This is a genomic window from Zunongwangia sp. (assembly GCF_048269745.1).
Classification (GTDB): Bacteria; Bacteroidota; Bacteroidia; order Flavobacteriales; family Flavobacteriaceae; genus Zunongwangia.
The window spans coordinates 255795-281576 of sequence record NZ_JBLXIB010000001.1 but is presented as its reverse complement, the minus strand read 5'-3'; the positions used below and the strand labels follow the sequence as shown (position 1 = coordinate 281576).

The following is a 25782-nucleotide window of genomic DNA, read 5'->3' as shown; positions in this document are numbered from 1 at the left end:
AAACCGATGTTTAAAAGCATCGGTTTTTTTATTACAAAAATTTATTCGTTTAACTAAATAATAGTGTCTTTTAGAAATTGTTCTTTCTTTTCAGGATGATCAATCATATAATGCAACCCTCTACTTTCATTTCTTCGTAAGGCCGATTTAATAATCATGTAAGCCACCGTTGTTAAATTTCGTAATTCTAATAAATCTTTAGTAATTTTAGATTTACTGTAATACGATTCTACTTCCTCATAAATAACCGACATTCGTCGTGCTGCCCGATATAATTGTTCTTTAGAGCGTACAATTCCTACATAATTCCACATAATATTTCGGATTTCTCCGAAGTTGTGCTTTATTAAATACCATTCATATTGGCTATATACTCCACTCTCATCCCACTGTGGAATTACAATATCTCGGAACGGACGTAATTGTTTACGCTTGGCTTTTTCGGCGGCTCTATGCGCAAAAACAAGCCCTTCTAACAAACTATTACTCGCTAATCGATTTGCCCCATGCACGCCGGTATGGGCCACTTCGCCACAAGCATATAAATTTTGCATAGACGTTTGTCCGGAAAGTGACGTCATTACTCCGCCACAACTATAATGTGCGGCTGGGACAACCGGAATGGGTTTCTCTGCAATATCTAACTGAATATTCTCTAAGCAATTTTTATAAATATGAGGAAAACGGGTTGTTAGTTCTTCTTTGTCAAAATGTGTCATATCTAAATAAACACACTCTTCTCTTCGTTCTTTCATTTCAGCATCAATGCTTCGTGCTACTATATCTCGTGGTGCTAATTCTAAACGCTCATCATATTTTTCCATAAAACGTTCACCATCGCTATTCCGAAGTAAACCTCCGTGCCCACGTAACGCTTCAGAAATTAAAAAAGATTCACTCCCCGGGTTATATAATGCAGTCGGATGAAATTGAATAAATTCCATATTAGCAATACGAACTCCAGCCCTATTAGCCATAGCCACACCATCTCCTGTAGCTATTTTAGGATTAGTACTATGCAAAAAGGCTCTAGAAGCACCTCCGGTTGCCAACATTACAAATTTGGCTTGAAACGGAAATACATGCTTCTCTTTTGCGTTTAGTACATAAGCGCCAAAACAAATATTAAAAGCCGATTGTAAATTATTAAGCACCTGATGTTCGGTAATAAGATCGAGTGCATAATGATTATCGAAAATCGAAATATTAGGATGTTTTTTTGCCTTTTCTAAGAGTACATTATGTACCGCTGCACCGGTTAAATCTCGAACGTGTAAAATACGATGTGCAGAATGTCCTCCTTCTCGAGCAAGATCAAATTCTTTTTTATCGGCTTTTTTATCGAAATTGACTCCAAGTTCTATAAGTTCTGCAATACGTTGCGGTCCTTCTTTAATTAACACTTCAACAGCATCTTGATGGCAAAGCCCAGCACCAGCTATATGAGTGTCTTCAATATGTTTTTCAAAATCATCATCTTTATCCCAGACAGCAGCAATTCCACCTTGCGCATATTTTGTATTACTTTCAGAACCATCAGTTTTAGTTACAATGTGTACCGTTCCGAAATCAGCTACTTTTAAAGCATATGTTAGTCCAGCAATACCACTACCTATTACCAGAAAGTCTGAAGTATATATTTTTTCCAAAAGAGTAATTCTATAAATTAAGTTTAGCTGAAATGTCCAACATTTTTTCGATTGGTTTTTTAGCTTTCTCTATTTGTTCTTGGTTAAGATGAAGCTCGGGCTGCTCGTGCTCTAAACACAAAAATAACTTCTCCATAGTATTTAATTTCATGTAAGCACAATCGTTACAAGCACAAGTAGAATCGTTTGGCGGAGCCGGAATTAAGGTTTTATCGGGATTGTTTTTACTCATTTGGTGTAAAATTCCGCTTTCAGTTACAACAATAAAGGTTTGTTTATCACTATTTTCTACATGCTTTAACAAAGCAGTAGTAGAACCTATAAAATCGGCTACTAATAAAACTGGTTTTTCACATTCCGGATGCGCAATTATAGAAGCTCCCGGATTTTCTTTTTTCAGTTTTAATATTTTCTCTAGCGAATATTTTTCGTGAACCATACAAGCTCCGTCCCAAAGCACCATATCTCGGCCGGTTACACTATTAATATAATTCCCTAAATTTTTATCGGGTGCAAATATTAAAGGCTGATCTTTTGGGAAACTATTTACAATAGCTTCTGCATTACTCGATGTACAAATTACATCGGAGAGTGTTTTAATATCTGCTGTACAGTTAATGTACGAAATAACTTTATGATCGGGATATTGTGCTTTAAATGCAGCAAATTTATCTTTAGGAGCCGATTCAGCTAAGGAACAACTAGCTTTTAAATCGGGAATAATTACTTTTTTATTCGGATTTAAAATCTTGGCAGTTTCTGCCATAAAATGAACACCTAAAAAAACAATTATATCTGCATCGGTATTCGCTGCTTTTTGTGCTAAACCTAAGCTATCTCCTGTATAATCTGAAATATCTTGAAGGTCTCCGGTAATATAAAAATGCCCTAAAATTACAGCATTTTTTTCCTTCTTTAACCTCTTTATTTCTTCTATTAAATTTAAATTCTTATCAATAGGGAGATTTAAAAACCCCTCTTTTTCAAGGATTGTTGTTTGATCCATTGTTTCAAAAATTTCAATGTTCAATTAATATTGTCTTCTACAATTTGCAATAAGGTTGGCGGTACAATTGAAATTAATTTCAATACTATTGATTCAGCATCAGACACCACTCAACATATTAGCCGCCCTAAAATTACAGATTTTTTTAACGCATACCATATATCTCCCTATTTTATACCTTTTTATACAGAAAAACAGCATTATCTTTCCGAAGAAAATAAAATATTGAGATACTTATAATCAAAAATGATAAAAAGCATTCTCAAAATGTTGAATTTGAGGTGTTGTTTTATGTAGAATAATGGCTATAATATCAAAACGAATTTCAGCATCTATTGAGCGTTGTTCTGCAAACTGATTAATAGCCATTACCAATCGTTGAATTTGGCCTGATTTTACAAAATCTTGCGGATCTCCAAAATACGTTGTACTCCGTGTTTTTACCTCAACAGCAACTAAAAATTCGTCTTTAAAACCAATAATATCAATTTCAGCACGTTTAAACCGATAATTTCGCTCTAAAATGGTAAATCCTTTATTTTTTAAATAATCTACCGCAAGCTCCTCTCCTTGTTTACCGATTTCGTTATGCTTCGCCATTCCTATTTACGGTACATAATGGCCGCTACCTTTAAATTTAATTTAGCGATTTCCTCTTCGGAAGCTTTTATAATTCGATCTCCATAAAATGGATTAGGAATATCACCTTCCGGTGCTAAAAATACTCGAATGTTAGAATCTTCCAATTTACCACCATTCCAATCTACAGCTCCGCTATAATCCCAACCAAATCCGTAAAATTGTATTGGTTTTTCGTTGAGTTTCACTAGCTGATCGTAAGAAGTACCTACCTGAATTCCTTTTTCACTTTGCCATTTTCCATCTTTATTATAATAAATATCATAAATCGAAGTTTTAGCATCATCTTTCCAAGATATCAAAATCTCATCTGGCGTATCTGGATATAGAATAGTATACTGCCTGTCTTCAGCCTCTTCTTCAATTACATCTTTTAGGTTTGTTCCAGATTCAGGTTGCGCATCTGGATATAGCTCCAAAATCTCAGAATTTGTTTTTCCTTCGAGCGATTCAAGCGTAAATCGGTCTGATTTTGCACTGTTTTTACGGCTTCCACAAGAAAGTATTAAAAAGGCGAAAAGTATAGTGAGTATTTTTTTCATAATTGAATAGTTTTTACTGAAATTTGACCCTGGAAAAATAAAGCACTAAAATAGGTTTAATTTTCCACTAAATTAGAAACTAAATTAAAGGCCGCATGTTGTTTTGCAAGACTTTAACGTGTAAACTTACTGCAGCCCACTAAAAAAGAAAAATATGAGTACAACGCCACAACGATATACAATTACGGCAGCTTTACCTTACACCAACGGTCCCATTCATATTGGGCATCTAGCAGGCGTATATGTTCCTGCTGATATTTATGCCCGTTTTTTACGAATGCAAGGTCAAGATGTTGCTTTTGTATGTGGTAGTGACGAGCATGGTGTCCCTATAACTATAAAAGCTAAAAAAGAAGGAGTTACTCCGCAAGATGTTGTTGATAAATATAATGGGATTATTAAAAATTCATTTAAAAATTTCGGAATTTCATTTGATAATTATTCGAGAACTTCTGCTGATATTCATCATAAAACAGCATCAGAATTTTTCAAAAATCTATATGAAAACGGAAAATTTATTGAAGAAACCACCCAACAACTTTACGATGCAGAAGCTAAACAGTTTTTAGCTGACCGATTTGTTACCGGTACTTGCCCAAAATGTGGTAATGAAGAAGCGTATGGAGACCAATGTGAAAGTTGTGGTACTTCTTTAAATGCGACTGATTTAATTAATCCAAAATCGGCAATTACAGGTGCTACTCCTACTTTAAAAGAAACGAAACATTGGTTTTTGCCATTAGATCAATATGAAGACTGGTTAAAAGAATGGATTTTAGAAGGACATAAATCCGATTGGAAATCGAATGTTTACGGACAAGTAAAATCGTGGATCGATGATGGTTTGCGCGCTCGTGCCGTAACTCGAGATTTAGATTGGGGAATTCCTGTTCCGGTAGAAGGTGCTGACGGGAAAGTACTCTATGTTTGGTTTGATGCACCAATTGGTTATATCTCATCTACTAAAGAATGGGCTAAGCGCGAAGGAAAAGATTGGGAACCGTACTGGAAAGATAAAGACACCAAGCTTATTCATTTTATTGGAAAAGATAATATTGTTTTTCACTGTATTATTTTCCCGGTAATGCTAAAAGCTCACGGTGATTATATTTTACCGGAGAATGTACCAGCTAATGAGTTTTTAAATCTTGAAGGTAAAAAATTATCTACTTCTAAAAATTGGGCTGTTTGGTTACACGAGTATTTAGAAGATTTTCCAGGACAGCAAGATGTGTTACGTTATGTATTAACTGCTAATGCTCCCGAAGCTAAAGACAATGATTTTACTTGGAAAGATTTTCAAGCCAGAAATAATAATGAGTTAGTAGCTATTTTCGGTAATTTTATTAATCGTGTAGTAGTGCTTACTAACAAATATTACCAAGGAGAAGTACCAACACCTGGAGAATATTCTCAATTAGACAAGGAAACTATTGCTGCTCTAAAAGCTTATCCAGCAGTTATTGCTAGTTCTATAGAAAAATACCGATTCAGAGAAGCTCAATCTGAATTAATGAATCTTGCTCGATTAGGAAACAAATATTTGGCAGATGAAGAACCTTGGAAACTAATAAAAACTGATGAGGAACGCGTAAAAACTATTATGTATGTAGCGCTTCAAATTGCATCAGCTTTAGCTACGCTTAGTAAGCCATTTTTACCATTCAGTTCTAACAAATTAAAAGAAATTTTAAAATTCACTTCCGAAGAAGCAAACCTTAACGAAGGTGAATTATCGCAATGGGATAAAATTACAACTCGCGAAGCCTTACTTCCTGCCGGACATGTAATTGGTAAAGCGGAATTGCTTTTTAGTAAAATTGAAGATGAAAAAATCGAATTACAATTGCAAAAACTAGAAGCAACCAAAGCAGCTAATAACAAAGAAAATCAATCGGTAGACCCACAAAAAGAAACCACTCAATTCGAAGATTTCACTAAAATGGATTTACGAGTGGGGACTATTATCGAGGCTGAAAAAATGCCGAAAACAAAAAAATTAATGGTTATGAAAGTTGATACAGGAATCGATAAACGAACTATCGTTTCTGGTATTGCCGAACATTATAAAGCAGAAGAATTACTCGGAAAAAAGGTGACCGTATTGGCCAATCTAGCTCCTCGTAAGTTAAGAGGAGTAAAAAGTGAAGGGATGATACTGCTAACCGAAAACGCCAATGGGAAACTTGTTTTTGTAAATCCAGATGAAGAACAAGTAAACAATGGTGCCACAATTAACTAGTCATATCATATGGCTAATTTTCTGACAAATAATTTTGTAATAAAATGAGAACCAGAAGGAAAACAATCTACTTCTATAAAGTAGCACAACGTAGTTTAAAAGCAGATGCAAAAAATGTAAAGGTTTTATATTGCGCGGTGATCATCGGTATTGTAGCCGGTTTATTATCTTCAGCTTTCCGAATTATAATCTCTAAAATAGAGCATGTTCGGGAAGCACTTTATGGAGAATTTACATTCTCCTTTTCATCAATATTAGAAGGAACAGGTTTAATTTTGCTGGTCATAGGAGCTATTTTAATAGCTCTTTTTTGTGTTAAAAAGTTTGCTCCGGAAGCTGGAGGAAGCGGAATACAAGAAATTGAAGGTGCTTTAGATGAAGTACGGCCAACACGATGGAAACGCATACTTCCCGTTAAATTTTTTGCTTCAATCTTTTCTTTAGGAAGCGGAATGTTATTAGGACGTGAAGGGCCTACTGTACAAATTGGTGCCAACGTTGGGAAAATGATTAAAGACATTTTTAAACAACCCGATGAACAAAATAACCCTTTACTTTCTTCTGGTGCTGCTGCTGGTTTAGCCGGAGCTTTTAACGCACCCCTATCAGGAGTTGTTTTTGTAATTGAAGAAATGCACGGCCATTTTAAATTCAATTTTTATTCCGTAGCCGCAATCATGATTGGTTCTGGAACTGCAGATATAATTGTTCGATTTTTAATTGGTGGAGATCCTGCTTTAAGCATACGTGTATTTGCATCACCCGATATTCATGAAATATGGCTTTTCGGTGTTTTAGGATTACTGTTTAGCTTTATAGGGTTGTTATTTAATACTGTTTTACTAAAATCGTTACAATTTTTCGATAATTTTAAATATCCTGTACTATTCTTCGGATTAGGATTAGGTACTTTAATTGCCATTCTAAGTATTTATTTTCCGGACATGACAGGTGCCGGATATACAACTATTAAGGATGTATTAAACAACTCATTTGGAATTTGGGTACTTATTATCATGTTTGTAGGGCGTTTAATTTTATCGGTATTAAGTTATAGCTCTGGAGTACCCGGTGGTATTTTTGCCCCACTTTTAACCCTAGGAGTTATTTTCGGGATGATTTTTGGTTATGTAGTACAAGCAATAGATCCTTCTTTAATAGATCAAACAGGTGTATATGCCGTAGCAGGAATGGCTGCTATTTTTGCAGCAACAGTACGTGCTCCACTTACCGGAATAATGCTAGCTATAGAAATTACTTCTAATTACGAACTTACGCTGCCATTAATTATATCAACAGTAACAGCATCAGTATGTACTGCTTTCCTAGGAAACAAACCTGTTTATACTTCTTTATTAAAAAGGACGTTACTAAAAGCAAAAGAAACCGAGGTACAAAGCGTTCCAAATTCATAAATAATATTTAAGAGGTGTATTAAAAAATACACCTCTTTTTATATAGTAAATTCAATATCAAATCATCAATTTCAACAATGAAAAAACATTACATCTTAGCACTTCTATTTGTTTTTAGTTCATTTCTAAACACAAAAGCCCAGCAGTATTTTAGTATCCCAAACGATTTAAAAGAAAGTCATCGGTCAGTTAAAGATGCGTTTACCATAACCAATCCTAACACCAAAACCTTGAGCGTCTTTATTGATGACAACAAAACCATAAATGCTTATATATACAACGAAAATAGTGAGCGAATAGACTCTTTAGTATCAGATGGTTTGCCGAAAAAATATTCAGAAATTATAGGTTATATTCAAAAGGAACAAAAAACAATCTTGTATTTAAAACATAGAAACGGAAAACAGTTTGGATCAATATTATTTGATTTTAAAAATCGAAAAACAAAAGAAATAGAATTCGATTTTAAACTTCGTGGAGAGCAATATGTTGAAAGCCTAAGTAAAAACAATAAATTATATCTAATTACAACTCCGAAAAAGCGATCAGTTTTAAAATTATATGAGTTTGAAGGATTGTATCCTAAAAAACATCTTATCCCTATAGATTATACGTTTCGAATTGCTGATAATGAAAAACTCAACCTATACGGAATGTTGAAAAATTTAAAAAAAAGTAGTCCCGACCCGATTGAGTTGAGAAAAATTGACACCGAATTTCCTGTTAGCGTGGAACTTGCAGGAGCCATGAATAAACTTTATGAAACCGATAAAGGTTTCGAATTAACCTTAGATAAAAGTATTTACGAAACCTATATTATTGCTGTCGATTTAAAAGATTATAAGGCTGACATTACGCGTTTCGAAAAGCCAAAATATTCAACTGAAGAACGTTTTTTCAGTAAATCATTTTTACTAGATGATAATATTTATCAAATTGTTGGAAACGCTGACGAACTTTTTTTTGAAGCTAAAAACAGAAACACAGCAAACGTGCTAAAAAAATTACATGTAAATAAAGATGACGTAATTCCATTTAAAAATACACCTATTATTCAAGATAAAGAAGGTAGTATTTTTGCTCCCCATCGAGAATTAAAAAAAACATCAAAATTCTTGAAAAAAATAGATAATGAAGATATTAGTGTTGCTGTTCAGAAGAAAAATAATAAATATATAATCACCATGGGAAGTTTCACTAAACCTTACTATGGCAGCAGTAGCACCTTTATGATGGCTCCGACACCAGGAATGGGAATGGGAGCCCCGACAATGATGACAGTACCTATAGGTTCTAACATTAATCTTTCGTTATCTTCATATCTTACGTATGCTTATGGTAAATCGGTTAGAATTAAATGTTTATTCGATAGTAATTTTAATCATATTGAAGGGGAAATTCCAGAAAATGCTTTCGACCGTATAAAAAAATATGCAAAATTACTGCATGATCCTATTGCCGAAAATGTTTTTGAATGGAATAATTCTATTTATTATGGCTATTATAACAAGGAGGGTGAAGCTTATCGAATTATGAATTTTTCAAAATAACCTATTTGTGCTTAAAATTGCTTACCACCCTATCTATAAACATCCGTTGCCGGAAAATCATCGTTTCCCAATGGAAAAATACGAGCTGTTACCCAAACAGCTTTTGTATGAAGGTACATGTGAAGCACAGCATTTTTTTAGTCCAAAACCGGCTGAATTAGATGATATTCTTGCTGTTCACGATAAAAAATATGTAGACGATTTATTGAATCTTACGCTAGGTAGGCGAGCCATTCGAAAAACCGGTTTTCCGCTTTCAAAAGAATTGGTAGATCGAGAAATTATAATAGCAGGCGGAACTATACAAAGTAGCTTTTATGCACTAGAAAATGGCATATCAATGAATATTGCTGGAGGCACTCACCATGCATATACCGACCATGGTGAAGGGTTTTGCCTTTTACACGATCAGGCTATTTCAGCGAGACATCTTCAGAAAAAAAATTTAGCTGAAAAATTCTTGATTATCGATTTAGACGTACACCAAGGAAATGGTACAGCTGAAATTTTTAAAAACGATGATTCGGTGTTTACCTTTTCAATGCACGGAAAAGGAAATTATCCCTTCAAAAAAGAAATTTCAGATTTAGATATTGAAGTTCCGGATGGTTCTAAAGATGAGTATTACTTGAAAAATCTGAAGGAAACCTTACCCAATTTAATCGAAAAAGTTCAGCCGGATTTTATTTTCTTTCAATGCGGTGTAGATATTTTAGAAACCGATAAATTGGGGCGGCTTTCTTGTTCTATTGCTGGTTGTAAAGAACGTGACCAATTTGTACTCCAAACCTGCCACGACCTTCAAATACCAGTACAATGTAGTATGGGTGGCGGTTATTCACCACAAATAAAATATATTATTGAAGCCCATGCTAACACCTATCGCTTGGCACAAAACATCTATTTTTAGCTCCGTTTTAGCTTCTTCATAAATTTGGCAAATTCGATAGTTTCAGTTTCAAAAAGCTATCTCAATTTCACCACAGCTATAATTCCTAAGATCTCATCATGATTTGGAAATTCAAATTCGATTTTTTGATGGTAAACTTCTTCTTTAAGCTTAGGAACGGTTTCTAGTTAAAGTCGGTAAACATTAGCTTTCTTAATCATTTTTATTTTTTTGGTAAGTAACTAAAGTTTCCTTACTCATCAAATATAGAGTATACTACCTTAATAAACAGGAAAGTACAGGATACTATTCCCGTAATAAAAATTGATTTTTAATAAATTTTTATTACTTTAAATATTAAATCAACAATAAATTTCTCTAAAAATTGAAAAAAAACAATGCTAAAAAATACTGGAGAGAAAATATTAAATATTTAGTCATTCTATTAAGTGTCTGGTTTGCCGTTTCGTTTGGAGCAGGAATATTATTCAAAGATTTTCTAAATCAATTTAAAATAGGCGGATTTAAACTTGGTTTTTGGTTTGCCCAACAAGGCGCTATTTATGTATTCGTGATTCTCATTTTTATTTATATAAGACTAATGAATAAATTGGATAAAAAATACGGATACTCCGAGTAAAACTGACGAAATCAAAATACAAATAACCTTTATATCTTAACTATGGACGTTCAATTATGGACTTGGATTTTAGTCGGTATTAGCTTTGCGCTCTATTTTGGTATTGCTATTTGGGCAAGAGCCTCTTCTACAAAAGATTTTTACATCGCAGGTGGTGGTGTTTCCCCATTAGCCAATGGAATGGCCACGGCTGCAGATTGGATGAGCGCAGCTTCGTTTATATCTATGGCCGGGCTTATTTCCTTTAGTGGTTATGATGGATCTGTTTACTTAATGGGGTGGACAGGTGGTTATGTATTATTAGCGCTTTTGCTTGCGCCTTACTTGAGAAAATTTGGGAAATTCACGGTACCCGATTTTATTGGCGACCGCTATTATTCTAATTCAGCAAGAACCATTGCTATCATTTGTGCTTTGATTGTTTCATTTACTTACGTAGCCGGGCAGATGCGTGGCGTGGGAATTGTTTTTTCTCAATTTCTACAAGTCGATATCACCAAGGGAGTACTTATAGGAATGGCTGTTGTGCTGGTTTTTGCCTTTCTAGGCGGAATGAAAGGAATTACCTATACTCAGGTTGCCCAATATTGTGTACTAATTTTTGCATTTATGGTACCGGCTATTTTCATATCTATACAAATGACGGGAAATCCTATTCCGCAAATTGGTATGGGTGGACGCATTGAAGATGGCACCTTTCTTTTAGACAAACTCGATCAATTACATACACAACTAGGTTTTAAAGAATATACTAGCGGAAGTAAATCTACCTGGGATATTTTTGCGATCACCTTAGCATTAATGGCTGGAACATCTGGATTACCACACGTTATTGTTCGATTTTTTACTGTTCCTAAGGTGAAAGATGCCCGGAAATCTGCCGGATACGCATTGTTGCTTATCGCTATTTTATATACTACCGCCCCGGCTGTTTCTGTTTTTGCAAGAACAAATTTAATTACTACAGTAAATGAAACTGCTTATACCGAGTTACCTGTTTGGTTTAAAAATTGGGAAAACACAGGATTAATTTCTTGGACCGATAAAAATAACGACGGAAAGATACAATACAGAAATACGGATGCCGTAAATGGGAAACCTGTTTTTACTGAAAAAAGAGGGATATATGGGGAACGTATTGTTAGCAATCCAACAAATACTGAAAATGAACTTTATGTAGATAAAGATATTATGGTATTAGCCAATCCTGAAATTGCCCAACTACCTAATTGGGTGATCGGGTTAGTAGCTGCAGGAGGCCTTGCTGCTGCTCTATCTACTGCTGCGGGGTTACTACTGGTTATCTCAACTTCAGTATCTCACGATCTCGTAAAAAAACAATTAAAACCTAATATTTCTGATAAAGGAGAATTGCTCATAGCCAGAATAAGCATTTTAGTTGCTATTATTATTGCAGGATTCTTTGGAATTTATCCACCGGGCTTCGTAGCGGCAGTCGTCGCATTAGCATTTGGTTTGGCTGCAGCTTCTTTTTTTCCTGCAATTATTTTGGGGATTTTTGATAAACGAATGAATCGCCAAGGTGCAGTAACGGGAATGGTGGTAGGAACTAGCCTGATGTTAATATATATGATTATTTTTAAAACCGGACTTATAGGCATTATGGAACCACTTCCGGAAAGTAAATGGTTATTTGGAACTTCTCCAGAAGGATTTGGCGTAATTGCCATGATTGTTAATTTTGTTTTAGCTTTACTTATTTCAAGGCTTACTCCTGCTCCTCCAGAAAATGTTCAAGAAATAGTTGAAAATATTCGAATACCTAGCGGAGCGGGAGAAGCACAAATACATTAATAAAGCTACGCAGTAAATAAAAATTTTACTGCGTAGTTCTACGTTATTTTCCCAATAATACAATCTCATTACAAATAACCTCGGTAACATAACGTTTATTACCTTCTTTATCTTCATAATTACGATTAGTTAATTTACCATCAATAGCTATTTCTTTACCCTTAGGCACATAATTCTCTACCAATTCTGCCGTTTTCCCCCAGGCTACTAAATTATGCCATTGGGTTTCAGAAACTTTTTCTCCTTTAGCATTTTTATAATATTCGTTTGTGGCAATAGAAAATTTAGCTAATTTTTTACCGGATTCTAAATTTACAATTTCAGGTTGATTTCCTACATTCCCAATCAATTTCACATTATTTCTTAAACTACTCATATCATTTAAAATTAGATAAACGTTAAAAATCATTTGTTCATTCCAACAGGACAAACTTACTAGCGAATAAAAAGTTTAATCGTCTAATAATTAATTGTTTTCGAATGTATTCGTTTGTAAACGATTGTAAATGTTTAAAAGTTTAGTTATAAATTCTCAAGATTTTTATACCGAAATTACTAGGGTAGTATAGCAAGAATGAGTGTTTTATGGGATTACTCTTTTTATTATTCTCGGAATTTTCAGGAAAAACGGGAAATAAAACCAAAAAATATCGTTTTATAAACAAGTTGAAAAAACATAAATTAAATAAATGTGGTTTGAGCAACTAACAGGATTCAAAGAAGAATCACCCGAAAATGTAAAAAAGAATATTGAGATTAATGGAAGTGAAATTGTTTCACTCGTTAATTCTCGAAGATTTTCATATGGAAAATTAGAAGTCCCAACTTTGTATGAACTTAAAAAGCAGAACAAAAATATAAAAGATTACAACGGGAAAATTCAAGTAACTGAAATTGTTGCTGATGTACAAAAACTACATACTCAAATTGAAAACTCAAATGCTCTATTTCAAGCCGCTTCACAGTTTAATTTGCTTGAAATGGTTAGTAAGTCTGTAACACCTGAACACGGTATAGACAGATATGAATTTGATTACACACAAGGTCCAGCTTGCGCAATTTCTTGTGGAGCAGGAACGATATATCGGAATTATTTCGCAGAAGTAAATGGACAAGTAGGGCAAACAGCTAATAATCAAATAGATTGTTTGGAATTAATAGGCAAAGAATTGGGCAATGACAAGTTGAATCTATGGAAAATGCAAAATGGTTACGCATTGGTAAACCTAAAAGGACTTCTAACTATCAATAAAAAAATAGCCCAACTAACACTAACAGAAAGAGAAAGTCTAAAAGAGAAACTGAAAATTGGAATTCAGTGGAATACAGAAGTTACCATATCTAATACAAAACATAAAGTTTCTCAAATATATTGTTCAGCCCTTCCGGTAGCATACAGCCAAATTGAATCTTTTTATTGGGAGTATTTTGCTAGGGTTATTTTAGAAGCAACTTATGAAGCATCTCTTTATGCCGGAGTAATAAATATGAATAATAATAATTCAAATAAAGTATTTCTAACACTGGTTGGTGGTGGCGCATTTGGAAATGAAGAATATTGGATTTTAGAATCGTTGCAAAAAGCAATCAGAAAATTTAAAAATATTCCTTTGGATATTAAAGTTGTTAGTTATGGTAAATCTAATCCGAATTTAATAAAATCTATTAATGAAATATAAAATACTGCCGCAAATGGTTTTGTGTAACCATAATACTGCAAACAGTACAGACTGAGAAAACTCTATTTAGAAAAAACTAGCCATTTAAATTCAACCAAAAAATGCTTAAGAAAGTTTTATTAGGAATATCGATTTTAATAGGAGTCAGTATTTTAATTTTTATTGGTTGGTTAATACTTATTTTATCTGCTTTTGGAGGTTTCGATAAAGATTATTCTGTGTCTGAATTAAAAGAAAATTTTGAAGAAAATAAGACCGAAATTTATGAACTGAAGAAATACTTTAATGAAATAGTACCAAAAAACAGAATTGTTGAGATTGAATTTAAAGATAATAACACTTTGGGAAGATTCGGAATTAAAGCTTTAGACTCTAAATCTTTAATTCCAAACAAAACAATATTTTTAGATTGGAACTTGAAAATAAGCACGGCTAAAATGGATAGTATAATCAAACCAATAGAATGGTCTAGAGAAACATTAAAAAAATTAAAAGAAAAACTAGATAAAGTAGATTGTATTCAAATTGAAAGCGGTGAACCAACCAAAATTGGATTTAAAAGAAGTGGAATGGGAATGTATTCATTTAATGTTTTTAGCAAACCAATTCAGGATAAATTAATTGAAGAATATAAAGACAGTTGTAGATATATTTTAGTAAACAAAAAATTTGTTTTAGAATACGGTAGCGGAGCACTTGGAAGTCAATGCTTATACAATTTCGATTAAAAAACGAATCGCTAAAAGCAAGTAAAAAACCACAACTTATTGATGCTTTATAAAATTGAATTAAACCTTTTACAAATAATGCAGTCTAAAAATTGATAGAATTCCCTGGCTAGGCACTTTTTTGTCTCAAAATCCCTATTTTTAAAAAAAATCTCTCGCCAGGGAGTTTACTTTAAACAATTTCAATAGCTGTTATGAATAAATTTTACTTTGTTTTATACTTTCTAGTTTATACTACCATTACATTCGGACAACAAAACTCAAAAAAACTCACTACTACAGATTACGAACAGGCTGCAAAATTTTTAGCCTATAATACGTACTCTTTAGTAGATAAAGATTATGTAAGTCCCAATTGGTTAGAAGATGGCCGGTTTTGGTATAGTGTTTCGGTAAACGGAAAAACGCATTACGTCCTTATCGATCCGAAGATAAAAACAAGAAAAACAGCGAGTTCTATTTCAGCATTAATTAATGATAAGCCCACTAAAAATCAAAGAAGATCTAGAATTGAGGTCGCCTCTCCAGACGGCTCTAAAGTGGTTTTTATTAAAGACTGGAATCTTTGGATGCGAGATAATGAATCTGGCGAGGAAATTCAACTTACTACAGACGGAGAGAAAAATTATGGGTATGCAACCGATAATGCGGGTTGGAAGCATAGTGATAAGCCCATAGTTCTATGGAGTCCAGATTCTAAAAAGATCGCCACATTTAAGCAAGATCAGCGACATGTAAGCGATATGTATTTGGTAAAAACCAAAGTTGGCGAGCCCGAACTTCAGGAATGGAAATATCCTATTCCGCAAGATTCAGCAATTATAAAAATTGAACGTGTAATTATCGATATTAAAAATAAAAAGATTACTAAACTTAACATGCCTGCCGATGCGAGACGTGGTACGCTTTGCGATGATATTGCCTGCGACGGCACCTTTGGCGATAACGAATGGGGACCAGATTCTAAAACTTTAGCTTTTGCCTCAGTTTCTCGAGATCATAAAAAAGTGACACTTCGTGTAGCTAATACTGAAAATGGAGAAGTTCGAGATATTTTTTCTGAAGAGGTAGATACACAATTCGAATCGGGACAAGGAACAATCAACTGGCATTATTTGCCAAAATCTGATGAAATTATTTGGTACTCGGAGCGCGATAATTGGGGTCATTTATATTTGTACGACCTTGAAACAGGAAAACTTAAAAACCAAATTACCAATGGTAACTTTGCAGTAACTAGTCTACAAAAAGTAGATAAGAAAAATCGAAAATTATATTTCTACGCACAAGGAAAAGAAAAAGGTCGCGATCCTTATTTCAGAAATTTATATAGCGTAAAATTTAATGGTAAAGGTTTAAAGCTTTTAACTCCTGAAAACGGAACACACAGTGTTTCTTTTTCTCCGGAAAACGCCTTTTTTGTAGATAATTATTCACAACCCGATGTTCCTAATAAAGCCGTTCTTAGAGACATTAAAGGACGCAAAATCATGGATTTGGAAAAAGCCGATATTTCTCGCCTAAAAGCTATAGGGTGGCAGGCCCCTAAACCAATAAAAGTAAAATCGGCTAAAAAAAAATGGGATTTATACGGACTTATGTTTACGCCTACCGATCTCGATGAATCCAAAAAATATCCGGTAGTAAATTACATCTACCCCGGTCCACAAGGCGGCGGAGTTGGTGGCCGTGAATTTTACCCTTCTCGTGGTGACCACCAATCTTTAGCTGAGCTTGGTTTTATTGTGGTAGTAATAGATGGAACTTGTAATCCGGGTCGATCTAAATCCTTCCATGATGCTTGTTACGGAAACATGGGGGATAATACCTTAAAAGATCAAATAAGTGGATTAAAACAATTAGCCAAAAAATACTCCTATATGGATTTAGACAAAGTAGGAATTTGGGGACATTCAGGCGGTGGTTTTGCAACTGCAGATGCAATGTTTTCGTATCCTGAATTTTACAAAGTGGGAATTTCTGAATCTGGAAACCACGATAACCGAAATTATGAAGATGATTGGGGCGAACGTTATAACGGACTTATTCAAGAAACGGAAAGCGGAAAAACCAACTACGAGTTACAAGCCAATCAATACAACGCCAAAAATCTTCAGGGAGATTTGTTAATTGCCCACGGAAATCTGGATGATAATGTGCCACCTTATAACTCGTATTTAGTAATCGATGCTTTGATAAAGGCAAATAAAGATTTTGACTTAATTATATTTCCAAATGCGCGCCATAGTTATGGTATGGATAGTTATTATATGATGCGCAGACGATGGGATTATTTTGTTGAAAACCTAATGGGTGCCGAACATCCGAAAGAATTTAAATTAAGCCCGAGACAATAAAAGTAAAAGATTATTGAAAATCGATTTTTTTGAAGTAAATTATTAATTGAAACCTATTACTTCAAAAATAAATTACAAAACAACAAACAAGAATCTGATTTTCAATAATCTATATTTTTTAATATCTTTCTAATATGGATAAGCTTTGTTTAGATTGTGGTGAAAAAATAATAGGTAGAGCCGATAAAAAGTTCTGTAACGACTATTGCCGGAATTCTTATAATAATAAACTTAATAAGGATACTAAAAATCTGATGCGGAACATCAATAATGCGCTTCGGAAAAACTATCGTATTTTAGAACAGCTAAATCCAACCGATAAAATTAAAGTTAGTAAAACAAAATTAATTGCTAAAGGATTTAATTTCGAATATTTTACAAGCATATATACTACCAAAACAGGGAAAACCTATTATTTTGTATACAATCAAGGCTATTTACCTTTAGAAAATAATGAATATTACGCACTAGTTAAAAGAACATAATTTTAAATTCAATAATCTCTGAATTTTCCATATAAACCTAAAAAAAGCTTCGACTTTCTGTGAGTTATAATAACTTAAGTATCTTTATGGCTATTATGAAATTTTTTACTGAATGTCTAAAAATTTACAAGCTTTAATAGCTTTATTACTTATTTCTTTTTGTTGTTGGTTAAGTTACTATAGCTTACAACCTCATAGTATTTCTGAAGATGTACCCAATAATCAATTTTCTGTGAACAGAGCTTTTGAGCATGTTGAGAAAATAGGGCAGCAACCACATTATTTAGGTAGCAAAAACCATAGTACAGTCCGAAATTATATTGTAGATCAGCTTCAAAATTTAGACTTGGTTGTACAAACTCAAGAAGACTTTATTCTTAATAAAGAAGGTTTTTTAGCACGACCAGAGAATATTTTAACCCGAATTAAAGGTAGCGGAAACGGTGATGCATTGCTTTTAATGGCGCATTACGATAGTCAACCTCATTCATCACACGGTGCAAGTGACGATGCAAGCGGTGTAGCAACTATTTTAGAGGGTATTCGGGCCTTTACCGCAGAAGGTAATATTCCTAAAAATGATATTATCATCCTTTTCACCGATGCGGAAGAAATCGGTTTGTTAGGAGCAGAACTTTTTATGCAAGAACATCCTTGGGCTAAAGAAGTTAAATTGGCGCTTAATTTTGAAGCTCGTGGAAGTGGTGGAAGCTCATTTATGCTTTTAGAAACTAATGCAGGAAATGCAAAACTTATTGAAGCTTTTAAAAAAGCGCACGTTCCCTACCCTACTACTAATTCATTAGCATATAGTGTATATAAGTTATTACCTAACGATACCGACCTAACTGTTCTTAGAGAATTAGGAAATATAAATGGGTTTAACTTTGCTTTTATAGATGATCATTTTGATTATCATACAGCAAACGATATTCCTAAAAACTTGGATAAAGAAACCTTAGCTCATCAAGCTGATTATTTGATGCCAGTACTTAAATATTTTCAAAACGCTAATCTAAAAAAACTAAAATCAGATAAAGATTTACTGTATTTCAATTTGCCTTTCGGGATATTTATAACCTATCCATTTACATGGATAATACCGATGCTAATTATTGGTATTCTATTTTTCTTCGGTATAATAACATATGGTTTCTTAACTAAGAAATTAAGCTTTAAAGCTATTGCAAAAGGTTTTGTCCCTTATCTGGTTAGTTTAATTGTAGGCGGACTTTTAATATTCGGATTTTGGAAGTTTTGCCTATATATTTATCCGGAATATTCTGAGATGCTGCATGGCTTTACCTACAATGGCTATAGCTATATTTTAGCAACAATTTTGCTTGCATTAACGGTTGTATTTTTTACGTATCATAAATTTTACAACGCAACACACGCAGCTTCGCAATTTGTTGCGCCTCTTTTTTTCTGGATTTTAATATGCACATTACTTAGTTTCTCTTTAAAAGGTGCTGCTTATTTTATAATTCCGGTTTATTTTGGATGTATTCAGTTATTTTTAATGATAAGACAAAAACAACCAAATTTAATTATCAATACATTATTAAGCCTTCCGTCGCTTTTTATAATATTTCCATTTATAAAAATGTTTCCTGTTGCCTTAGGACTTCAAATTTTATTTGTTTCGGGAATTCTTACTATTATACTATTCACACTATTTTTTCCAGTTTTTGGTTACTTCAGTAAAAAAGATTTATTAGCAGTTTTATTCTTTTTAGGTTTTAATATTACCATGTTCTATGCTCATTTTACAGCTGATTTTACTGCGGAAAGGCCAAAACCAAATAGTTTAGTATATTTATATGATGCTGATGAAGATAAAGCGAATTGGTATTCTTACGATAAAGTTCCCGATGAATGGACAAAAACTTATTTTGGAGAAAATCCGCCACTAATTACAACTACTGAAAATAAATTTAGTAGTAAATATCATTCCGGTTTTAGTTGGAGAAGCGAAGCTCCTAGAATTGAGATTAAAAAGCCGACAATTAACCTTAAAAAAATAGATAGCTCTGCCAACGAAATTCAATATTCACTAAAAATAACACCTAATCGCAATTCAAAACGAATTGAAATTTATACTAAAGATATTGTCGATTTTAATAACTTTAAGGTGAATGGTCTAGCTGAAAAAAATGTGAAGCTCGGGGAAGAGGCCTTCAACATGTTTACCAGAAGGTGGAAGCACCGCTTGCTTACTTATTACATTTCAAGCAAAGATACTTTGGAAATGAATTTTAGCTTAGATAAATCAAAATCTGCTGAATTTATTATGTATGAATCTAGTTACAATTTGCTAGACAACAAACAACTTGACGTACCGAAACGCGCCGAGAATATGATCCCAAAGCCTTTCGTTTTAAACGATGCTATAATTTATAAAAAAGAAATACCTGTACAATAAGAAAAATAAAACTACTGAAAAATGCAAATATCGATATTAGGATGCGGTTGGTTAGGTTTTCCTTTAGGGAAACAATTAGTAGACGAAAATTATTCTTTGAAAGGATCTAGCACATCAGCTCATAAAATTCACGATTTAGCAAATGCTAAAATTACGCCCTACAAACTTCAGCTTTTTGAAGATGGTATTATGGGCGATATGGATGCTTTTCTATCAGGCTCTTCAGTATTAATTATCGATGTTCCACCAGGACTTCGAAAAAATCCAGAATTAAATTTTACCAAAAAAATTGAAAAATGTATTCCTTATATCGAAAATTCAGGAATAAAGAATATTATTTTTATTAGTTCTACCAGTGTTTTTCAGGATACAGAAGCTATTCAAACTTATACTGAAGAAGATACTCCTAACGGAACGTCTGAAGCAGGTAGACAACTTTATAATTGTGAAAAATTATTACAAGAAAACAGCAATTTTAGTACTACTATTATTCGATTTGGTGGCTTAATAAGCAACGACAGGCATCCGGTTACCATGCTTTCGGGTAAAATTAACTTAAAAAACGGAGATGCTCCTGTTAATTTAATTCGGCGTGAGGATTGTATAAACTTAATTTCAAAAATCATCGAAAATGATGAATTTGGAACAGTATTTAATGCGGCATATCCCGAACATCCCAGTAAAGCAGAATACTACGCCAAAGAAGCGAAATCCAGAAATATAAAAGCTCCTGAATATAGCCAAAATCAAATTTCTAGAGGAAAAATTATTTCTTCCGTAAATTTAGAGAAAATAGGCTTTGATTTTGAGCATGGAATTTAATAGAAATGAGATATTAGATTTGAGTATTGAGAAATTATAAAGAACCTCACTAGTTCTTGAAAACCAGTGAGGTTTAATTCCAGTTTTATTACTTAGCTAAAGTAGCTTCAAATTCAACTTTTAAAGTTTCAAAAAGTACTTGCACTTCAAGTACTGTTGATGTTTGCTTGATATCATTTTTAATAACCCAGTTTTGAAAAACATCAAAATTATTGAATAAATCTTGTGATGAAGTGGTATAAATATTTAGTCGAACGATGTCTTTGCATTTGTAGTCAGCTTCGTGGATAACTTTTTCCAAATTTTCTAAAGCCTCAAAAATCTGACTTCTCATATCTTCTTTACTAGAAACACCGTCGGCATCTATCGCGGTTTGCCCTGAAACATACAGCGTACTTTCTACATTTTTAACTTCTATTGCCTGTACATAATTTCGGGCTTCCTGCCATTGCCAGGGATTGATTGTTCGCTTTTCCATTTTTATTTGCATTTTTTTGCTGTTTAATACAGCGTTTAACATCCATGCAAATATCCTGGGCTCATTCTTTATTATGTGTGATATAGGTCACGATTAAGGAGAGTAATAAGTTTTTTTAATGCTGAAGTCTGCTTAAGGTTTCTCTGGAAACTCCCAAATAAGACGCTAAAAGTGTTTTAGGAACACGCTGAAATAAAGATGGATATTGCTTCAGTAATTCCTGATATTTTCCCTGAGCATCTAAGCTAAGTAACGAAATCATTCTATTTTGTGCGGCAATATGACCCGAATTTGATTTTTCAAGGAAAAAACAAGCCATTTTAGGCATTTCAGCAATAAGTTTTTGATAGTTCTTCAAACTAAGTGTATACACCCTAGTATCTTCAATACACTGCAAGGACATTTTCGCTTTAGACTTTGTAAAATAAGCTGAAAAGTCACTTTCCCACCAGTCTTCCATAGCAAAAGAAATAATTTGCTCTTTCCCGTTTTCGTCATTGTAGACTAATTTTAAAAGGCCCGAAACAATAAAATAGCAATAGTTTACATGCTCTCCTTGGCGAATAAGAAAATCTTTCTTTTTATATGCTTCCTCCGAAAAATAAGAAGACAAGAAGGTGTATTCTTCATCTGTAAGTGGTGTAATTTGATTAATATGTCTTCTTAGATTTTTATTCATCTTAACCGCGCTATTACAACGTATAATTCAAAAATACCACATAGCTTAATATGGGATTATGGGGTTTGATTTAGCTTTTTGTTTTAAATTTCTCAGCTCCATTTTTTCTTGCTCGAAACTACCTAAGTTATACCGCTAAAATATCTCTAATACCATTTCGTCCATAGAAGAGAAATCTTTATCAAACTTCTTTTTATCTATGCTTCCACTTCTTCCTTCTTCTTTCTAAAATCTAAGGGTTGTAATACTTTTAGTGCTCTTTCTATCGAAGTTATCTTATCGAAGGTTAATAGCAAACGCAGGCCATTTCTAGTTTTCTTTTCTTTCATCTTACAAGTTGTAGGATGCGACTGTACATACTGCAATACTTTGGTAAAATTAGCTGTTTGGTAGAAACGCGATTGCTGATCGGCAATAAAATAGCCTATCAGTTTATTCTGCTTCATAATAATGCGTTCTAAGCCTATTTTAGAAGCGATCCACTTAATACGAACACTATTTAATAAATCGACGGCAGAAACCGGTAATTCGCCAAAACGATCGACTAATTCGGTTTCAAACTTTTCTAATTCTTCTTCGGTTTTTAATTCGTTCAGCTTGGTATATAAATTCAAACGCTCGGCGATGTTATTGATATAATCATCCGGGAATAGAATTTCAAAATCAGTATCGATCTGTGTTTCCTTCACAAAATCTTTATCTTCAATATCTTCTTCGTTATACAGCTCTTTAAATTCATTTTCTTTCAGCTCTTCAATAGCTTCCGCAAGGATCTTCTGATAGGTATCAAAACCAATTTCATTGATAAATCCGCTTTGTTCCCCGCCTAATAAATCTCCGGCACCACGAATTTCTAAATCTTTCATCGCGATATTGAATCCGCTTCCCAATTCAGAAAATTGCTCTAGAGCCGTCATTCGTTTACGCGCTTCTTCGGTCATTGCCGAATAAGGTGGCGTGATAAAATAACAGAAGGCCTTTTTATTGCTTCGTCCTACCCGACCTCGCATTTGGTGAAGATCAGACAGTCCGAAATTATTGGCGTTATTAATAAAAATAGTGTTGGCATTGGTCACATCCAATCCACTTTCAATAATCGTGGTAGAAACCAGCACATCAAATTCGCCATTAATAAAACTCAGCATTAATTTCTCCAGCTTCTTCCCTTCCATTTGTCCGTGACCAATGCCTACTTTCGCATCGGGCACCAAACGCTGAATCATTCCGGCAACTTCTTTGATGTTTTCAATGCGGTTATGAATGAAGAACACCTGTCCGCCTCGCTGAATTTCATATAATACCGCATCCCGAATGGTTTCTTCAGAAAAACGAATCACATTCGATTCGATTGGATATCGGTTAGGTGGCGGAGTGGTAATGGTCGATAAATCTCTTGCCGCCATCAAACTAAACTGAAGCGTACGCGGAATTGGGGTTGCCGTGAGTGTCAATGTATCGACGTTTTCTTTGATGGTCTTCAGCTTATCTTTTACCGCTACTCCAAACTTTTGTTCTTCATCAACAATCAGCAGTCCCAGATCTTTAAATTTAACCGCCTTGTTTACTAATTGATGCGTTCCGATGATAATATCTACGCGACCGCTTTCCAGATCGGCTAGCGTTTCTCGGCGTTCTTTGGCGGTTCTAAACCTATTTAAGTAATCGACTGTTACGGGTAAATCTTTTAAACGCTCCGAAAAAGTTTGATGATGCTGAAAGGCCAAAATCGTCGTGGGCACTAAAACCGCAACTTGCTTCCCATTATCTACCGCTTTAAAGGCCGCGCGAATGGCCACTTCGGTCTTCCCAAAACCAACATCCCCACAAACCAATCGGTCCATTGGGCGTTCGTTTTCCATATCTTTTTTAACTGCTTCGGTCGCTGTACTTTGGTCTGGTGTATCTTCATAAATAAAAGAAGCTTCCAGCTCGTGTTGCAAATAAGAATCGGGACCGTACGCAAAACCTTTTTGCAAGCGGCGTTTCGCATATAATTCAATTAAATTATAGGCGATATGTTTTACGCGGGCTTTGGTCTTTTTCTTCAGGTTTTTCCAAGCATTACTACCTAACTTGAAGATTTTAGGTTCTTTTCCGTCTTTACCGTTATATTTCGAAATTTTATGTAGGGAATGAATACTTAAATACAGGATATCGCGCTCTCCATAAATCAGTTTAATGGCTTCCTGTTTTTTGCCTTCTACATCTATTTTTTGCAATCCACCAAACTTCCCAATTCCGTGATCAATGTGGGTTACATAATCACCTACGGTAAGGTTGGTCAACTCTTTCAGGGTAATTGCCTGCTTTTTGGCATAGCCATTTTTAAGGCTGAATTTATGGTAACGCTCAAAAATTTGATGATCGGTATAGCAAACATTTTTTGCCTGCTCATCAATAAATCCTTGAAATAAGGAAAGGACTACCGTTTTATACTTTACCTCTTTTTCCTGATCTTTAAAAATATCGTGGAAACGTTTGGCTTGCTGTTCGCTTCCGCAGAAAATATAATTGCTATATCCTTTTTCTTGATTTTCGATTAAATTGGCAATCAATAAATCGAATTGTTTGTTGAAGGAAGGTTGCGGCGATACAAAGAAAACAATCTCTTTTTTTGGTTTTAGCAACGGATAATTGCTTAATTCTACCACCGAAAAATCAAGAATCTGTTCATGAATTAAGGAAGAGGTACAAAAAAGTGCTACGGGTTCACTTTGCTTTACCTCTCCGGAAAGTTTTTGGAAAGCTTCTTCTGCCTTCTCAAAAAGTTTATCCATTTGTGCTGAAAAAAGATCGAGATTTTTAACAAATATCAAGGTATTTTCAGCGATATATTTTAAAAAGCTTTCTCTTACTTCATCGAGATGTTTATTCTCGACATTGGGCATAATAGAAATCTTGTTCACCTTATCGGTAGAAAGTTGGGTTTCTACATCAAAACTCCTGATGCTATCTACCTCATCCCCAAAAAATTCGATTCGGTACGGCTCGTCATTACTAAAAGAAAATACATCAATAATCCCTCCTCGTACTGAAAATTCGCCGGGTTCTGTGACAAAATCTACTCGTTTGAACTTGTATTCAAACAAAACTTCATTTACAAAATCGATAGAAAGTTCATCGTTCACTTTAATCTTTAGTGTACTTCTATCAAGTTCTTTTCGGGTAACTACTTTTTCAAAAAGCGCATCGGGATAAGTAACAATCACCGCCGGTTTCTTGCGCGAATTGATTCGGTTTAAGACCTCGGCACGCAAAAGCACATTGGCATTATCGGTTTCTTCAATTTGATAAGGCCTGCGGTAACTGCCAGGATAGAACAACACATTATCCTCTCCGATTAACTGCTCCAAATCATTTAAGTGATATGCAGCCTCCTCTTTATCATTCAGAATTAATAAAAAAGGCCGTTTGGCTTCTTTAAAAGCATTGGCCACCACAAAAGAAAGGGATGAGCCAATAAGACCTTTTAAATGAATTTTATCGGTATTTTTTTCTGAAACGGCAATAGCGTCCCGCAATTCCTGCTGTTGCGGGGATTGTGCAAAACTTTGGGCGATAGTAGATGTACTCATTGCCGCAAAGATAATGGCAAAACCAAAGCTTCACAACTGGGTATGAAATTTTTAACGTTGGTTTTAAATAAAAAGATAAAAGAATACCTAAACAGCCTCTCCGTATTCAACATTCAAACTAATATCGCCTATCTTCTGAAGCTATCCATAATCTAACTAGATATTTT

Annotated in this window: 20 protein-coding genes; 12 read left to right on the top strand and 8 right to left on the bottom strand. The window is 34.1% G+C overall.

Translation table 11 applies throughout. From position 1 onward, the window contains the following. Positions 1-53: 53 nt before the first annotated feature. The 4 genes from nadB to ACN0WI_RS01210 form a co-directional block, all read right to left on the bottom strand. Positions 54-1649 carry an L-aspartate oxidase gene (gene nadB / locus ACN0WI_RS01225; protein ID WP_417884784.1) on the bottom strand — a complete coding sequence of 532 codons (1596 nt, stop codon included), beginning with the start codon at positions 1647-1649 and terminating at the stop codon, positions 54-56. 10 nt (positions 1650-1659) lie between these two features. Next, positions 1660-2655 carry a quinolinate synthase NadA gene (nadA, locus tag ACN0WI_RS01220; protein WP_417884783.1) on the bottom strand — a complete coding sequence of 332 codons (996 nt, stop codon included), beginning with the start codon at positions 2653-2655 and terminating at the stop codon, positions 1660-1662. 240 nt (positions 2656-2895) lie between these two features. After that, the gene (locus tag ACN0WI_RS01215; protein ID WP_417884782.1) at positions 2896-3255 is read right to left on the bottom strand and encodes a YraN family protein; all 360 of its coding nucleotides are present in this window, start codon (positions 3253-3255) and stop codon (positions 2896-2898) included. Between the two features lie 2 nt (positions 3256-3257). Then, entirely contained in the window at positions 3258-3836 is a 579-nt protein-coding gene (locus tag ACN0WI_RS01210; RefSeq protein ID WP_417884781.1) for a hypothetical protein, read from the bottom strand. A gap of 154 nt (positions 3837-3990) precedes the next feature. Here ACN0WI_RS01210 and metG point away from each other — a divergent pair, with 154 nt between their 5' ends. From metG to ACN0WI_RS01180, 6 genes are all read left to right on the top strand, one after another. Further along, a complete protein-coding gene (gene metG / locus ACN0WI_RS01205; RefSeq protein WP_417884780.1) occupies positions 3991-6078 on the top strand; it encodes a methionine--tRNA ligase in 2088 nt (695 codons plus the stop codon). 44 nt (positions 6079-6122) lie between these two features. After that, positions 6123-7493, top strand: coding sequence for a H(+)/Cl(-) exchange transporter ClcA (gene clcA, locus ACN0WI_RS01200; RefSeq protein ID WP_417884779.1), 1371 nt, complete (start codon positions 6123-6125; stop codon positions 7491-7493). 77 nt (positions 7494-7570) lie between these two features. Continuing rightward, entirely contained in the window at positions 7571-9043 is a 1473-nt protein-coding gene (locus ACN0WI_RS01195; RefSeq protein WP_417884778.1) for a hypothetical protein, read from the top strand. A 7-nt stretch (positions 9044-9050) separates the two neighbouring features. Further along, on the top strand, positions 9051-9953 hold the full coding sequence (locus ACN0WI_RS01190; protein WP_417884777.1) for a histone deacetylase: 903 nt from the start codon (positions 9051-9053) through the stop codon (positions 9951-9953). A gap of 364 nt (positions 9954-10317) precedes the next feature. Beyond that, on the top strand, positions 10318-10572 hold the full coding sequence (locus ACN0WI_RS01185) for a DUF4212 domain-containing protein (protein WP_417884776.1): 255 nt from the start codon (positions 10318-10320) through the stop codon (positions 10570-10572). A 42-nt stretch (positions 10573-10614) separates the two neighbouring features. Continuing rightward, positions 10615-12387: a sodium:solute symporter family protein gene (locus tag ACN0WI_RS01180; RefSeq protein ID WP_417884775.1), complete on the top strand. Its 1773-nt coding sequence runs from the start codon at positions 10615-10617 to the stop codon at positions 12385-12387. A gap of 43 nt (positions 12388-12430) precedes the next feature. Here ACN0WI_RS01180 and ACN0WI_RS01175 read toward each other — a convergent pair whose 3' ends face one another. Further along, positions 12431-12763 carry a single-stranded DNA-binding protein gene (locus tag ACN0WI_RS01175; RefSeq protein ID WP_417884774.1) on the bottom strand — a complete coding sequence of 111 codons (333 nt, stop codon included), beginning with the start codon at positions 12761-12763 and terminating at the stop codon, positions 12431-12433. Positions 12764-13076: 313 nt separating this feature from the next. On the opposite strand from ACN0WI_RS01175, the gene ACN0WI_RS01170 reads away from it, so the two are divergent. The 6 genes from ACN0WI_RS01170 to ACN0WI_RS01145 all read left to right on the top strand — a co-directional run bounded on the left by ACN0WI_RS01170 (position 13077) and on the right by ACN0WI_RS01145 (position 20883). Then, positions 13077-14066, top strand: a complete 990-nt coding sequence (locus tag ACN0WI_RS01170; protein WP_417884773.1) for a hypothetical protein — start codon at positions 13077-13079, stop codon at positions 14064-14066. Positions 14067-14167: 101 nt separating this feature from the next. Further along, positions 14168-14794, top strand: a complete 627-nt coding sequence (locus ACN0WI_RS01165) for a hypothetical protein (RefSeq protein ID WP_417884772.1) — start codon at positions 14168-14170, stop codon at positions 14792-14794. A 194-nt stretch (positions 14795-14988) separates the two neighbouring features. Next, positions 14989-17151 (top strand): DPP IV N-terminal domain-containing protein, encoded by a 2163-nt coding sequence (locus ACN0WI_RS01160; protein ID WP_417884770.1) that lies wholly within the window; start codon positions 14989-14991, stop codon positions 17149-17151. Positions 17152-17285: 134 nt separating this feature from the next. After that, on the top strand, positions 17286-17636 hold the full coding sequence (locus ACN0WI_RS01155; protein WP_417884769.1) for a hypothetical protein: 351 nt from the start codon (positions 17286-17288) through the stop codon (positions 17634-17636). 112 nt (positions 17637-17748) lie between these two features. Further along, positions 17749-20061 (top strand): M20/M25/M40 family metallo-hydrolase, encoded by a 2313-nt coding sequence (locus ACN0WI_RS01150; protein WP_417884768.1) that lies wholly within the window; start codon positions 17749-17751, stop codon positions 20059-20061. A 21-nt stretch (positions 20062-20082) separates the two neighbouring features. Further along, positions 20083-20883: an NAD(P)H-binding protein gene (locus tag ACN0WI_RS01145; RefSeq protein WP_417884767.1), complete on the top strand. Its 801-nt coding sequence runs from the start codon at positions 20083-20085 to the stop codon at positions 20881-20883. 88 nt (positions 20884-20971) lie between these two features. Here the strand turns inward: ACN0WI_RS01145 and ACN0WI_RS01140 are convergent, their stop codons facing one another. The 3 genes from ACN0WI_RS01140 to mfd form a co-directional block, all read right to left on the bottom strand. Next, positions 20972-21361 (bottom strand): RidA family protein, encoded by a 390-nt coding sequence (locus tag ACN0WI_RS01140; RefSeq protein ID WP_417884766.1) that lies wholly within the window; start codon positions 21359-21361, stop codon positions 20972-20974. A 115-nt stretch (positions 21362-21476) separates the two neighbouring features. Then, positions 21477-22040 (bottom strand): Crp/Fnr family transcriptional regulator, encoded by a 564-nt coding sequence (locus tag ACN0WI_RS01135; RefSeq protein ID WP_417884765.1) that lies wholly within the window; start codon positions 22038-22040, stop codon positions 21477-21479. 197 nt (positions 22041-22237) lie between these two features. Then, a complete protein-coding gene (gene mfd / locus ACN0WI_RS01130) occupies positions 22238-25615 on the bottom strand; it encodes a transcription-repair coupling factor (protein ID WP_417884764.1) in 3378 nt (1125 codons plus the stop codon). Positions 25616-25782: the final 167 nt, after the last annotated feature.

Excerpts from the sequence above, each read along its gene's own strand:
- nadA (WP_417884783.1), bottom strand. The coding sequence starts at position 2,655 with ATGGATCAAACAACAATCCTTGAAAAAGAGGGGTTTTTAAATCTCCCT.
- ACN0WI_RS01160 (WP_417884770.1), top strand. The coding sequence starts at position 14,989 with ATGAATAAATTTTACTTTGTTTTATACTTTCTAGTTTATACTACCATT.
- ACN0WI_RS01195 (WP_417884778.1), top strand. The coding sequence starts at position 7,571 with ATGAAAAAACATTACATCTTAGCACTTCTATTTGTTTTTAGTTCATTT.
- ACN0WI_RS01170 (WP_417884773.1), top strand. The coding sequence starts at position 13,077 with ATGTGGTTTGAGCAACTAACAGGATTCAAAGAAGAATCACCCGAAAAT.
- ACN0WI_RS01150 (WP_417884768.1), top strand. The coding sequence starts at position 17,749 with ATGTCTAAAAATTTACAAGCTTTAATAGCTTTATTACTTATTTCTTTT.
- clcA (WP_417884779.1), top strand. The coding sequence starts at position 6,123 with ATGAGAACCAGAAGGAAAACAATCTACTTCTATAAAGTAGCACAACGT.
- ACN0WI_RS01165 (WP_417884772.1), top strand. The coding sequence starts at position 14,168 with ATGCTTAAGAAAGTTTTATTAGGAATATCGATTTTAATAGGAGTCAGT.
- ACN0WI_RS01155 (WP_417884769.1), top strand. The coding sequence starts at position 17,286 with ATGGATAAGCTTTGTTTAGATTGTGGTGAAAAAATAATAGGTAGAGCC.
- ACN0WI_RS01215 (WP_417884782.1), bottom strand. The coding sequence starts at position 3,255 with ATGGCGAAGCATAACGAAATCGGTAAACAAGGAGAGGAGCTTGCGGTA.
- ACN0WI_RS01210 (WP_417884781.1), bottom strand. The coding sequence starts at position 3,836 with ATGAAAAAAATACTCACTATACTTTTCGCCTTTTTAATACTTTCTTGT.
- ACN0WI_RS01180 (WP_417884775.1), top strand. The coding sequence starts at position 10,615 with ATGGACGTTCAATTATGGACTTGGATTTTAGTCGGTATTAGCTTTGCG.
- metG (WP_417884780.1), top strand. The coding sequence starts at position 3,991 with ATGAGTACAACGCCACAACGATATACAATTACGGCAGCTTTACCTTAC.
- ACN0WI_RS01140 (WP_417884766.1), bottom strand. The coding sequence starts at position 21,361 with ATGGAAAAGCGAACAATCAATCCCTGGCAATGGCAGGAAGCCCGAAAT.
- ACN0WI_RS01145 (WP_417884767.1), top strand. The coding sequence starts at position 20,083 with ATGCAAATATCGATATTAGGATGCGGTTGGTTAGGTTTTCCTTTAGGG.
- mfd (WP_417884764.1), bottom strand. The coding sequence starts at position 25,615 with ATGAGTACATCTACTATCGCCCAAAGTTTTGCACAATCCCCGCAACAG.
- ACN0WI_RS01135 (WP_417884765.1), bottom strand. The coding sequence starts at position 22,040 with ATGAATAAAAATCTAAGAAGACATATTAATCAAATTACACCACTTACA.
- ACN0WI_RS01175 (WP_417884774.1), bottom strand. The coding sequence starts at position 12,763 with ATGAGTAGTTTAAGAAATAATGTGAAATTGATTGGGAATGTAGGAAAT.